The organism is Mycolicibacterium lutetiense, from assembly GCF_017876775.1.
In the GTDB taxonomy this organism is placed as follows: Bacteria; Actinomycetota; Actinomycetes; order Mycobacteriales; family Mycobacteriaceae; genus Mycobacterium; species Mycobacterium lutetiense.
The window spans coordinates 2,800,022-2,812,412 of record NZ_JAGIOP010000002.1 but is presented as its reverse complement, the minus strand read 5'-3'; the positions used below and the strand labels follow the sequence as shown (position 1 = coordinate 2,812,412).

Below are 12,391 nucleotides of genomic sequence, written 5' to 3'. Positions count from 1 at the left end.
TCGCCGAGCCGGTACGTGAACACTCCGAACACGCAGAATGCAATCGCCGAGCTCGACGCCGAGCACGGCATCCTCATCGACGGGCAGACCCGTGGTGCCGCCTCGGCATTCGAGGTCTACGACCCGGCGACCGGCCGGACCATCGCCGAAGTGGCAGACGGCACGGTGGCCGACGCTTGCTCGGCCGTCGACGCCGCACATCGCGCCTTCGGTGACTGGGCCCAGACCAGCCCGCGGCACCGCAGCGACATCCTTCGCCGCGCGTTCGATCTGATGGTCGCCGATACCGAGCGACTGGCCGCCCTGATCTGCGCGGAGAACGGCAAATCGCAGGCCGACGCGCGGGCCGAGGTGGGTTATGCCGCCGAGTTCTTCCGCTGGTTCTCCGAGGAGGCGGTGCGCACCGGCGGCGCCTACGGCGTCAGCCCCGCGGGCGGCACCCGCACGTTCGTGACGCACAAGCCGGTCGGGGTCGCCGCACTGGTGACACCGTGGAATTTCCCGGCCGCGATGGCGACCCGCAAGATCGCCCCGGCGTTGGCCGCGGGCTGCACCGTGGTCCTCAAACCGGCCGCCGAGACGCCCCTGACGGCGCTGGCGATCGCCGGAATCCTGTCGGCCGCAGGTGTCCCCGACGGTGTGGTCAACATGGTCCCCACCACCGATGCCGCCACCGTGGTCGAGAGCTGGCTGCGCGATGACCGGGTGCGCAAGGTGTCCTTCACCGGTTCCACCGGCGTCGGCCGGGTGCTGCTCAAACAAGCTGCGGACCGGATCGTCAACGCCAGCATGGAACTCGGTGGCAACGCCCCGTTCGTCGTGACGGCCGACGCCGACGTGGAGGCGGCCGTCGCGGGTGCGATGGTCGCCAAGTTCCGCGGTGGCGGTCAGGCCTGCACCGCGGCCAACCGGTTCTATGTGCACGCGTCGGTGGTCGACGAGTTCGTCGCCGGCTTCGGCGCCGAGGTTGCGGCGCTCCGGGTGGGTCCCGCGTCGGATCCGGCGTCAGAGATCGGCCCCCTGGTCAGCGAGCGCGCCGCGCAACGGGTGGCCGCGGCGATCGATGCCGCGGTGGCCCATGGTGCGGTGATCGCCGCGCGGGCCGAGGCGCCCGCCGAAGGCTGGTTCGTCGCCCCGACGTTGCTGACCGGAGTCGCCCCGGACGCCGCGATCCTCGCCGACGAGATCTTCGGACCTGTTGCCCCGGTGGTGGTGTGGGAAGACGAGAAGGATCTTCTGCGCTGGGCCAACAACACCGAATATGGTTTGGCCGCATATGTTTACGCCGGCCGGCTACAGGATGCGCTGCGGCTCGCCGAATCCCTCGACGCCGGCATGGTCGGCATCAACCGGGGCGTCGTGTCCGACCCGTCGACCCCGTTCGGCGGGATGAAGCAGAGCGGCCTCGGCCGTGAGGGCGCACGTGTTGGCCTTGAGGAGTTCCAGGAGACGCAGTATTTCAGCGTGGCCTTCGACTGAGCGGTCGGCTCAGAACGGCGACGAGTGCTGCATCAGGCTCAACATGAGCACGACCAGGCACAGCAGTGAACTGAACATGATCAGCCCCATGGCGATGATCACGAACCACGACGCGCAGAGCTGCTTGTCGTGGTCCAGTTTCGCGAGGCGCGCGTCGTGCATGAGCTCATCCGCCATGACGGCGAACTCGACTCCGGCCCGCTCAGCGTCGGCGGCAGGTGCGCCGCAGGATATTTCGCGCAGGCGTGCGGCGGCGATGCCGACGCCGACCCCGGCGAACCGCCGACTCATCTGACGCGCTTGTCGGCGGCTGAGATGGTGATCGAGCGCCCCGATCGGATGCCGTCGCTGTGCCCATCCGCCGTGCGCGTTTGACGGGGTCGTCATAACCCATTGAGTTTACGAGCGTGCCGGGTTGTCAGGGAAGCGTTCGGAAGATGACTTGTTCCGTGTGCAACCTCCGGCGGGGGCGACGTGAACCCGTACCGGTCTCGCTACACTTACCGTAAGTGCAACGGTTAGGAGCCGCGTTGATCAAGGTCATGCAGGGCGTGCGAGTGCTCGAGGTCGCGCAGTTCACCTTCGTACCGGCGGCCGGGGCCATCCTCGCCGACTGGGGTGCCGACGTCATCAAGGTCGAGCACCCGGTGCGCGGGGACACCCAGCGGGGCTTCATCAACATGGGCGGGTTCCAACTCGACCCGAACCGGCATCCACTCATCGAGCATCCCAACCGCGGCAAGCGCAGCGTCGGTATCGACGTCTCGACCCCCGGCGGGCAGGAGGTGCTGTACGAGATCGCCAAGACAGCCGACGTCTTCCTGACCAATTACCTTCCGGCCCAACGGCAGAAGAACAAGTTCGATGTCGAGCACATCCGCGCGGTGAACCCGAACATCATCTATGCCCGTGGCAGCGCCTACGGCGACAAGGGTTCCGAACGCGATACCGGCGGCTTCGACGGCACCGCCTTCTGGACCCGCAGTGGTGTCGGCCACGCGCTCACCCCGGAGGCGATCGACGGCGCACTGTCCCAGGGCATTCCGGCCTTCGGCGATTCGATCGGCGGGATGAACATCGCCGGAGGCATCTCGGCGGCGTTGTTCCACCGGGAGCGGACCGGGGAAACTGCGGAGATCGATGTCTCGCTGCTGAGCACGGCGTGGTGGGCGGCCGGCGCCAGCGTCACCCAGGGCATGGAGACCGGCGAGACGATGCGCTCGCTGATGCCCGGCGATGCCACCTCGGTGAACCCGTTCATGGCCAACTACCGGACGTCCGACGGCGGCACCATCAACCTGTGCATCGTCAGCCCGACCGGATACATCCGCGACGCCTTCGAACACCTCGGTCTGCCCGAGCTGGCCGATGACCCGCGGTTCTCCGATGTACTGCCGCTGATCGAGAACGCCTCGGAAGGCGTCGAACTCATCGCGAAGTCGATCGGCAGCAAGCCGTTCGAATACTGGCGCCAGCATCTCAAGACGATGAAGGGCCAGTGGGCGCCGTTCCAGAGCCTGGTCGATCTGAACACCGACGAGCAGGCGATCGCCAACGACATGGTCGTCGAGGTGGAGGCTTCCGATGGAGGCAAGCCGTTCCGGGTGGTGCGCGGGCCGGTGCAGTTCAACCACGAACCGCTGGAGACCACCCGGGCGCCTCAGGCCTCCGAACACACCGAGATCGTGCTGATGGAGCTCGGCCTCGACTGGGACCGGATCGAGGAACTCAAGGATTCGGGCGCGATCGCCTGAGCTAGTTGCAACCGCCCGCGTGGACCCACCGGCCGTTGTAGCCGATGCAGCCGTTGACGTTCGAACCCGGCGGGGGCGGCGGCGGTGGCGCGTCCTCCGGGAGCGGGGCGTAGTAGGCCGGCGGCGGAACGTATGGGGCGACGGCGTCGGCTACGTTCACGCACCCGCCGACCGAGATCCGGCGTCCGGCACTGGCGCAGACGTCGGCGCTGGCGGTCCCGGCCGGGGCGGCCAGGACGATGGCGCCGGGCAGGGCGGTGAAGGCGAGCAGAACCGTGGCCGCGCGACGCCATGATGATCGAGGCGTTGGGGTGTTCATCGTTGTCCTAGGGGCTGATCGGGTGGCTTGATCCCGCAGCGGTCGCGGAAATCGGTCATCGGCTGACGGATCCCGAGCAGGTCGGTGTGGGCCTGAGGGTTGGCGTCGAAGAAGGTACGGGTGGCGTCCGGCACTTCTTCCTGGGGGCGGCCGTGCAGATTTGTGTAGAAATCGTTCACGTCCGGATGGGTCCACAAATACGTGGATGTTGCGGCGGCGACCCCGGAGGCGATACCGGCGAGATCGGCGGCCGTGCAATTGGGTGGGCGCGGAGGCGGCTCGGCAGTCGCTGTCACAGAGGTGAGCAGCGCGCCGACGACACCGATAAGCCCCACGGCACCGGCGGCGAAAGCGGGCACCATTCCGTAGCGCACGGTGGTCAGTGAGCGGGACACAGCGGGACTCCTTCCCGAGGCGGGCAGGTGCCGATTGCATCGCCCGGCGGGCCGAACTTTAGCAGGGAAGATGGGGTGTGCGCGACGAATCGTTCGTTCGGCAAGGACATGGCTTGTCTTGGTGTGCCAGCGTTTAGGGTCGCGGCCGTGCCGTGAGCCGGGCGTTGCGATAGGCCGTCGGAGTGGTGCCGAACCAGCGTTTGCAGGAGCGGGTGAGGACGCTTTGCTCGGGCCGTGCCCCGGATCACGGCCATATCCCTCAATGTCAAAGATTTGTCCCAGAATATCAAGACAGAAGCTGACAGTTTGCTGCACAGTAATTCCCGGGTCGGGGTGAATCGGCTGCGCGGCTTGCCACACCAGTGGTCGGCCGCGCAGCCCCATTCTTATGGAGACGAGGGGCGCGGTGTCTGCATGCAACCAGCAGAAAACCCAAGAGAGGAACGACTTTTCGTGAAAAAGGATCGGCGGACGGCCAAATGGCTGGTTGCGCTCGGCGCCACGATGTTGATGATGGCCACGCTGGCATGCTCTCCGTCGTCGCCTGAAAAGCCTGGACAATCCGGATCCGGGCAGCTGTCGCCCGATGAAGCCAAGGCCATCGCCCTGGATGCGTACGTCTACGGTTACTCCCTGGTCACCGTCGAGATGACGCGACGCGTCATGACCAACGTCGACAAGGTCGAGTCGCCCCGTGCTCCGATGGGTCAGCTGATGCGGATGCGTGAGTACCCGAACGCGCAGTTCCGCGATGTCACCGCGCCGAACGCGGACACGCTCTACACAAACGGATTCATCGACGTCAAGAATGAGCCGTGGGTGCTGAGCCTGCCGGAGGCAAGCGACCGCTACTACCTGTTCCCGATGCTCGACGGCTACACCAACGTGTTCGAGGTACCGGGGAAGCGCACCACGGGCACCGGTCCGCAGACCTACGCCATCACCGGTCCCGGCTGGAAGGGCACCTTGCCCGCCGGCGTGAAGGAATACAAGTCGCCGACCTCGACGGTGTGGCTGCTGGGACGCATCTACTGCGATGGCACGCCCGAGGACTACGCCGCCGTGCACAAGCTGCAGGACGCGATCTCGTTGGTGCCGCTCAGTTCGTACGGCAAGCCCTACACCCCGCCGGCCGGCAAGGTCGATCCGGCCATCGACATGAAGACCCCGGTTCGCGATCAGGTCAACAACCTGAGCGCCGAGGACTACTTCAATCTGATGGCCACCTTGATGAAGGACAACCCACCCGCTGAGGCGGACAAGCCGATCGTCGACCAGATGGCCAAGCTCGGCATCGTCCCCGGGGAGAAGTTCGACCTCGGCAAGCTGGGCTCCGATGTCGCCGCGGCCTTGCAGTCGATTCCCAAGGACGGGGTCGACAAGGTCATGGCCGCCGCCAAGGACTGGGATGACGTCAACGGCTGGCGATTCACCACCAAGACCGGTGAGTACGGAACCGACTATCTGCAGCGCGCCGTGATCACCGCGATCGGGTTGGGTGCCAACCGGCCCCAGGATGCGGTCTACCCGACTTCGGAAGCCGATGCCGACGGCCAGGCCTTCGACGGTGCCAACAAGTACACGGTGCACTTCGACAAGGGCCAGTTCCCGCCCGTCAACGGATTCTGGTCACTGACGATGTACGACGAGGGCTTTTTCTTCGTCGACAATCCGCTCAACCGCTACACCCTGAGCCAGCGGAACCCCTTCGTTACCAATCCCGACGGGTCGGTCGACCTCTATCTGCAGCACGACAACCCGGGACAGGGAAAGGAAGCCAACTGGCTGCCCGCTCCGGCCGGCAAGTTCAATCTGATGCTGCGCCTCTACTGGCCCAAGGAAACCCCGCCGTCGATCATCGGCGGGACCTGGAAACCGCCTGTAGTCACGAAAGTCCGGTGACAGGGATTCGCCACCAATAGCGAAACGGCTGCCAGACCAAGGTCTGGCAGCCGTTTCGCTGTGTCTGGTGTGCGTTGGGTTTAGATGCGCACCGCCCGGTGGCGATTGCGAAGCAGGCGGGTCAACCAGCGAACATCGATCAACATTGCGTGGCCTTTCTCTCAGGCGCTCTTGATAAGCAGGGGCAGCAACCGGCGACGTGCCGTATTGCCTTCGGCGAAGTGATGCAGGGCTTCGGGTACCGACGAGCTGAGCGGCACGCCTACCTGTTGGTCGCGGATCTCGGCGATAACCGGCTGGCTGGCGATGACCGCCCAGTCCACACCGAGTGCGCCGCACCGGTCATCGATGTCGTAGAACAGTGAGATCGCCTGCGGTGAAAAGCTGTTCACGCCACTCAGATCGAGTGCCAATGGCTTCTCCGCAAGGATGAACCTGTTCACATACGACCCGATCTGGTCGATGTTGTAGCTGTCGATATCTCCCTTGACGGTCACCACTGTCGCCAGTTGGCGGCACTGCGCGCGCATCGATGCGCCTCCGCAGATGACTGCCGAGTTCCCGTACCGAAAGTGTCGATCCAATGCAGGGGTGTTGTTCGTGAATGTCATGATCAGCCTCCCGCCGTCTTTCCTGAGCTCTGGCTGAGCTCCGTCGCGTCAACCTGAACATCACGCTATGCGGGCAATCTAAGGCGGCGGGGAGCCAGCGTTAATGCTTTGCTAAGAACATTCGCGACTACCCGTCAGTAGGGTTCGCCACGATCAGCACGTCCAGAGTTCGGGGTCCGTGGACGCCCTCTACCCGCTGCAGTTCGATGTCGCTGGTGGCGCTGGGCCCGGAGATGAAGGTCAGCGGCCGCGTCGGTGTCAGCTCGGCGAATGCCTGCGGCACGGTGTCGTAGATCTGCTGTGCGCGGACCACACAGAGGTGATGGTCGGGAACCAGGGTCAAGGCCCGCCGCCCCTGGCCCGGACCCGCGTCCAGGACGATCGTCCCGGTCGCGGCAATGCCCAGCGCGCATCCGGTCAGCACCGCATCGACTCGATCGAGTTGCTCGACACCCAGGGCGGGCGTGTCGCGGACCGTCGTCAGCCCGGTCACCCATTCGGACGGCAGATCAGCCGGGATGACCACGGTGGCGTCGGGCCCGATCAACCCGAGCACGGTCGACGCGATCGCGTCGGCTCCGATGCGATGGACCCGCGCCCGGTACTCGGCGACAGTCTCGGCGAACCGCTCGATGTCGCCGGCACCGGTGAGCGGGTCACGGTGGTAGTCCCTCGGCACCGTGACCGCCTGCGGGGGTGCTGCGGCCAGGGCGCCGCGGACCCGGCCGAGTACCGCGGCCCTCGCCTCAGACGTCACGCCCGGCCTCCCTCGTGGGTGCGGTTCCACCATTGCCGGAACGTCTCGGCGGGCGGCTCGGGAATGTCACGGCTGGCGGTCCACTTGGAGGCCGGCCAGGGCAGTGTCGAGATGCGGTGATCGCGCCCGGCGATCAGTCGGCCCGCACCGGCCATCGCCCAGCCCGCGGCCTTCATTGCCAGATCCTGCCCGGACGGAAGGACGCTGCGCTCGGAGTCCACCTGCTCGGCACGCAGGTGGACCAGGATCGTCGGGATGTCGATGCACACCGGGCAGGCTTCGAAGCACGCCCCGCACAGCGACGAGGCGAACGGCAGGCTGGCGTTCGGATCGCGATGACCCGTGGTCCCCGTCAACTGCGGGCTAAGGATCGCCCCGATCGGGCCCGGATAGACCGAGCCGTAGGCATGGCCGCCGGTGCGTTCGTAGACCGGGCACACGTTCAGGCATGCGCTGCACCGGATGCAGTGCAGGGCCGCGCGCCCCACCTCATCGGCCAGCACCCGGGTGCGACCGTTGTCGAGCAGGACCAGGTGGAATTCCTGGGGCCCGTCGCCGGGGTGCACGCCGGTCCACATCGAGGTGTACGGGTTCATCCGTTCCGCGGTCGACGAGCGCGGCAGCAACTGCATGAAAACCTCGAGATCGGTGAACGCCGGCACGACCTTCTCGATGCCCATGACGGTGATCAGCGTCTGCGGCAACGTCAGGCACATCCGGCCGTTGCCTTCGGACTCCACCACGGCCAGCGTGCCGGTCTCGGCGATCCCGAAGTTCGCCCCGCTGATCGCCACCTTCGCGGTGAGGAACTTGCGCCGCAGATGGGCCCGGGCCGCCATGGCCAGCACCCGTGGGTCGTCGGTGAGCTCTCCGGCGTCGGGCATCTCCCGGAGGAAGATCTCGCGGATCTCGGCCCGGTTGCGGTGGATGGCCGGCACGAGGATGTGGCTGGGTTTGTCGTGGCCGAGTTGCACGATGAGCTCGGCCAGGTCGGTTTCGAACGCGGCGATGCCCTGGGCTTCCAGGTACTCGTTGAGACCGATCTCCTGGGTGGCCATCGACTTGACCTTGACCACTTCGTCGGACCCGGTGGCGCGGATCAGGTCGGCGACGATGCGGTTGGCCTCGTCACCGTCGCGGGCCCAGTGCACCACGCCACCCCGACGGGTGACGTTTTCCTCGAGTTGTTCGAGCAGCTCGGGCAACCGCGCCATGACGTCCTGCTTGAGGGCGCTGCCCGCGGCGCGCAACTGCTCCCAGTCATCGCATTCGGCCACCGCGGCAAGCCGTTTGGTCCGGATGGTGTGGGTGGCGTGGCCGATGTTGCGGCGCAGTTGGGAATCGGCCAACGCGGTGCGCGCGGCTTTCGGGAAGGGTTCGTCGCCACGGAGATTGCCGACGCCGGGGGTGCCCAGGAATGTGGTCATGCCTCGGCCGCCAAGATCTCGGCCAAGTGCACCGTACGCACCCCGGAGCGCAGCCGGCTCAGCCCGCCGCCGATGTGCATCAGGCACGACGAATCCCCGGCGCTACAGATCTCGGCGCCGGTTTCTGCGATGTGGGCCATCTTGTCGGCCAGCATGGCGGTGGACGTGTCGGAGTTCTTGATCGCGAAGGTTCCGCCGAAGCCGCAACAGGATTCGGCTTCCGGCAGCGCCACGAGAGTGATTCCCTGCACGTTGCGCAGCAGGCGCAGCGGCTTGTCGCCCACCCCGAGCATGCGCAGTGAGTGGCAGGTCGGGTGATAGGTGACGCGGTGCGGAAAGTAGGCGCCGACGTCGTCGACACCGAGCACGTCGATCAGGAACTCGGACAGCTCGTAGGTGGTGGTGGCCAATCTTTCCGCGCGCGTGGCCAGGTCCTCGTCGCCGGCCCGGCGGGCCACCATCGCATGCTGGTGGCGGGCCGACCCCACACACGAGCCCGAAGGTGCGACCACCGCATCGCAGTTCGCGGATTCGAAGGACTCGACGTGGTTGCGCACCAGTGCGGTGGCTTCATTGAGATAGCCGGTATTGATATGCATTTGGCCGCAACAGGTTTGGCCAGGCGGAAAGACCACCTGGTGGCCGAGGCGCTCAAGCAGCTGCACCGTGGCGATCGCCGCGGGTGGGAACATCGCATCCGCCAGACAGGTCGCGAACAGGGCGATTCGCATGCGTACTCCTATGAATCCTGGTGCCATTGTGCGCCGCGGTAGTGCTCCCACGGGTTGTAGTCGGCAAGTAACTCTTCCTGCGGCGGACGCTCGGCCTCGGGCACGTGCTGCAGGTTGATCCGCACCCGGTACCAGATCGAACTCGGGCCGCGCATCCCGTCGAGTAAGACGTCGACGGGCTCCAGTCGCTCGGCCACCGCGGGATAGCGTTCGCGCCACACGTCCAGCGCTGCCGTCGCCTCGTCTTTGGTCTTGGTGCGGGCGATCTCGATCAGCGGCATCGAAGAAACACGCCGGCCGTCACCGCTTCGTCCACCCTTGGGTGCCTTCTCGGCCGGGCCGAGCTCCTTGGCGAGGGCAAGCAATGGGTCCAACTCGCCGACCGCGAGATCCATGCCCTCCCACGGGTCGCCGATCTCGGCGAACCGGCCGGGCACGGTGGCGACCGTGAAAGTCTCTGGGCGGCAACCGTCGACCTCGTCCCAGCGCAGCGGGGTGGACACCCGGGCGTCGGGGGTGGCGCGCACGGAGTAGGCCGAGGCCACCGTGCGGTCCTTGGCGTTCTGGTTGAAGTCGACGAAAACCCGCGCGCCCCGTTCCTCCTTCCACCAGCGGGCCGTAGCGAGATCGGGAACGCGTCGCTCCACCTCGCGGGCCAGCGTCTCGGCGGCCAGTCGCACCTTGGTGAACGGCCACCGCGGCTGAATGCGCGCATAGATATGGAAGCCGCGCGAGCCCGAGGTCTTCGGCCACGCAGTCAGGCCGTGCTCCTCCAGTACCTGGCGCGCGACCTGAGCGACATCGACGATCTGCGACCAGTCGACCCCGGGCATCGGGTCCAGGTCGACCCGCAGTTCGTCGGGATGGTCGAGATCGTCGGCTCGCACCGGATGGGGATTGAAGTCGACGCACCCCAGGTTCACCGCCCACGCCAGGCCCGCGGCGTCGCGCAGCACCGCTTCCTTGGCTGATGTGCCCGACCGATATTTGAGCTCGGCCACGTCCACATACTCCGGTCGCTTCTCCGGCGCCCGCTTCTGGAAGATGGCTTCGGTGGCGATGCCCTTGACGAACCGCTTGAGGATCATCGGACGTCCGTAGACGCCGCGCAGCGCACCGTCGGCGACGGACCGGTAGTAGTTGATCAGGTCCAGCTTGGTGACCTGCGCGTCAGGGAAAACCACCTTGTCAGGGTTGCTGACGGCGACCACCAGGCCGTCGATCTCCAGCGACAGTGCACCGGCCATCACCACATGCTAGTTACCGCCCCTGGTGCGATAGATGTCACATATTGTGGCGACATGCCAAGTTTGTCTGATCTGCCGGCGAACCTCACCGCGAAAGCCAAACAGTACGCAGAGCGGGGCGCGGCCGAATTGCACTATGCGCGCAAGATGTTGGAGGCGGGCGCGTTACGGCTGGAAGCGCCGCAGCACATCGCGGCCATGCTGAACGACATCCGAATCTGGGGCGAGATCGGGATGATCCCTGCGCTCAACGCGCGTCGGCATCCCGACCGCGTCGCGGTCATCGACGACGAGGGCGAGCTGACGTTCGGTGAGCTCGACGCAGCGGCACATGCGGTAGCCAACGAACTGCTCACGATGGGCGTACGGGGCGGCGACGGCGTGGCCATCCTGGCCCGCAACCACCGTTGGTTCCTGATCGCCGAATACGGCGCGGCCCGCGTCGGAGCCCGGATCATCATGCTCAACTCCGAGTTCTCGGGGCCGCAGATCAAGGAGGTCTGCGAGCGCGAAGGCGCGAAGGTGATCATCTACGACGACGAGTACACCGCTGCCGTGGCACATGCCGAACCGGCACTGGGAAGGCTCCGGGCGCTGGGGGTCAACCCGGACAGTGCTGAATCTTCGGGCTCCGGCCGAGGCGACAACCCGTCCGGCAGCACCGACGAGACGCTGGCCGACGTCATCGCGCGCAGCAACGGCCGGCCCGCACCCAAGGCGACCAAACATCCCGCGATCATCATCCTGACCAGCGGCACCACCGGAACGCCCAAGGGCGCCAACCGGGCCGCCCCGCCGTCACTCGCCCCGATCGGGGGAGTGCTGTCCCATGTCCCGTTCAAAGGCGGTGAGGTGACGTCACTGCCCGCGCCGATGTTCCACGCGCTCGGGTTCCTGCACGCCACGATGGCGATGATGCTCGGCTCCACGTTGGTGCTCCGCCGCCGCTTCAAACCGGCGACCGTGTTCGAGGATGTGGAGAAACACCAGGTCACGGCGATGGTAGTGGTGCCCGTGATGCTTTCGCGCATGCTTGACCACCTCGAGCAGATGCAGCCCAAGCCCAATCTGTCGTCGTTGCGGATCGTGTTCGTCTCGGGATCGCAGCTCGGTGCGGAATTGGCGTCCCGCGCACTCAAAGAACTCGGGCCGGTCATCTACAACCTCTACGGATCGACCGAGATCGCCTTCGCGAGCATCGCGCGTCCCAAGGACCTGTCGATCAACCCGTCCACGGTCGGACCGGTGGTCAAGGGCATCACCGTCAAGATCATCGACGACAACGGCAAGGAGCTTCCGGCGGGCCAGGTAGGCCGGATCTTCGTGCGAAACACCTTCCCGTTCAAGGGATATACCGGCGGTGGGGGCAAGGAGATCATCGACGGCATGCTGTCTTCCGGCGACGTCGGATACTTCGACGAGCACGGCCTGCTCTACGTCAGCGGCCGTGACGACGAGATGATCGTCTCCGGCGGAGAGAACGTGTTCCCCGCCGAGGTCGAGGATCTGATCAGCGGGCACCCCGATGTCATCGAGGCCACCGCACTCGGTGTCGAGGACAAGGAATGGGGTGCCCGACTGAAGGCCTTCGTGGTGAAGGCCGAGGGCGCCACGATCGACGAAGACGCGATCAAGACCTATGTCAAAGAGCATCTGGCGCGGTACAAGGTGCCGCGTGAGGTGGTGTTCCTCGACGAGTTGCCGCGCAACCCGACCGGCAAGATCCTCAAGCGTGAGCTGCGGGACATCGAATAGTTCGCGGAATAGTT

At 66.1% G+C, this 12,391-nt stretch carries 12 protein-coding genes and 1 pseudogene; 4 read left to right on the top strand and 9 right to left on the bottom strand.

Features of this window, described 5'->3' with window-relative positions; all coding sequences use genetic code 11:
- Positions 1 to 15: 15 nt before the first annotated feature.
- Positions 16 to 1,479: an NAD-dependent succinate-semialdehyde dehydrogenase gene (locus tag JOF57_RS22830; RefSeq protein WP_209920334.1), complete on the top strand. Its 1,464-nt coding sequence runs from the start codon at positions 16 to 18 to the stop codon at positions 1,477 to 1,479.
- A 9-nt stretch (positions 1,480 to 1,488) separates the two neighbouring features.
- On the opposite strand, the gene JOF57_RS22825 is transcribed toward JOF57_RS22830, so the two are convergent.
- Complete coding sequence (locus JOF57_RS22825; RefSeq protein ID WP_209920330.1) at positions 1,489 to 1,866, bottom strand: hypothetical protein; 378 nt, start codon at positions 1,864 to 1,866, stop codon at positions 1,489 to 1,491.
- A 155-nt stretch (positions 1,867 to 2,021) separates the two neighbouring features.
- Here JOF57_RS22825 and JOF57_RS22820 point away from each other — a divergent pair, with 155 nt between their 5' ends.
- The gene (locus JOF57_RS22820) at positions 2,022 to 3,233 is read left to right on the top strand and encodes a CaiB/BaiF CoA transferase family protein (RefSeq protein WP_209923641.1); all 1,212 of its coding nucleotides are present in this window, start codon (positions 2,022 to 2,024) and stop codon (positions 3,231 to 3,233) included.
- Position 3,234: 1 nt separating this feature from the next.
- On the opposite strand, the gene JOF57_RS22815 is transcribed toward JOF57_RS22820, so the two are convergent.
- From JOF57_RS22815 to JOF57_RS31445, 3 genes and pseudogenes are all read right to left on the bottom strand, one after another.
- Complete coding sequence (locus tag JOF57_RS22815) at positions 3,235 to 3,552, bottom strand: hypothetical protein (RefSeq protein WP_209920327.1); 318 nt, start codon at positions 3,550 to 3,552, stop codon at positions 3,235 to 3,237.
- Positions 3,549 to 3,914 carry a heme-binding protein gene (locus JOF57_RS22810; RefSeq protein WP_209923640.1) on the bottom strand — a complete coding sequence of 122 codons (366 nt, stop codon included), beginning with the start codon at positions 3,912 to 3,914 and terminating at the stop codon, positions 3,549 to 3,551. Before JOF57_RS22810 ends, JOF57_RS22815 begins: the two co-directional genes overlap by 4 nt.
- Positions 3,915 to 4,080: 166 nt before the next feature.
- Positions 4,081 to 4,176, bottom strand: a pseudogene (locus JOF57_RS31445) (hypothetical protein); the annotation flags it as partial.
- Between the two features lie 275 nt (positions 4,177 to 4,451).
- On the opposite strand from JOF57_RS31445, the gene JOF57_RS22805 reads away from it, so the two are divergent.
- Positions 4,452 to 5,849 carry a DUF1254 domain-containing protein gene (locus JOF57_RS22805; protein ID WP_234938828.1) on the top strand — a complete coding sequence of 466 codons (1,398 nt, stop codon included), beginning with the start codon at positions 4,452 to 4,454 and terminating at the stop codon, positions 5,847 to 5,849.
- Between the two features lie 161 nt (positions 5,850 to 6,010).
- Here JOF57_RS22805 and JOF57_RS22800 read toward each other — a convergent pair whose 3' ends face one another.
- The 5 genes from JOF57_RS22800 to ligD all read right to left on the bottom strand — a co-directional run bounded on the left by JOF57_RS22800 (position 6,011) and on the right by ligD (position 10,622).
- On the bottom strand, positions 6,011 to 6,460 hold the full coding sequence (locus JOF57_RS22800) for an STAS domain-containing protein (protein WP_209920312.1): 450 nt from the start codon (positions 6,458 to 6,460) through the stop codon (positions 6,011 to 6,013).
- 127 nt (positions 6,461 to 6,587) lie between these two features.
- A complete protein-coding gene (locus tag JOF57_RS22795) occupies positions 6,588 to 7,250 on the bottom strand; it encodes a LutC/YkgG family protein (RefSeq protein WP_209920309.1) in 663 nt (220 codons plus the stop codon).
- A complete protein-coding gene (locus JOF57_RS22790) occupies positions 7,214 to 8,644 on the bottom strand; it encodes a LutB/LldF family L-lactate oxidation iron-sulfur protein (RefSeq protein ID WP_209920307.1) in 1,431 nt (476 codons plus the stop codon). Before JOF57_RS22790 ends, JOF57_RS22795 begins: the two co-directional genes overlap by 37 nt.
- Complete coding sequence (locus JOF57_RS22785) at positions 8,641 to 9,375, bottom strand: (Fe-S)-binding protein (protein WP_209920304.1); 735 nt, start codon at positions 9,373 to 9,375, stop codon at positions 8,641 to 8,643. Before JOF57_RS22785 ends, JOF57_RS22790 begins: the two co-directional genes overlap by 4 nt.
- A gap of 8 nt (positions 9,376 to 9,383) precedes the next feature.
- Complete coding sequence (gene ligD / locus JOF57_RS22780; protein WP_209920301.1) at positions 9,384 to 10,622, bottom strand: non-homologous end-joining DNA ligase; 1,239 nt, start codon at positions 10,620 to 10,622, stop codon at positions 9,384 to 9,386.
- Between the two features lie 54 nt (positions 10,623 to 10,676).
- Here ligD and fadD2 point away from each other — a divergent pair, with 54 nt between their 5' ends.
- A complete protein-coding gene (gene fadD2, locus JOF57_RS22775; RefSeq protein ID WP_209920297.1) occupies positions 10,677 to 12,377 on the top strand; it encodes a long-chain-fatty-acid--CoA ligase FadD2 in 1,701 nt (566 codons plus the stop codon).
- Positions 12,378 to 12,391 lie beyond the last annotated feature (14 nt).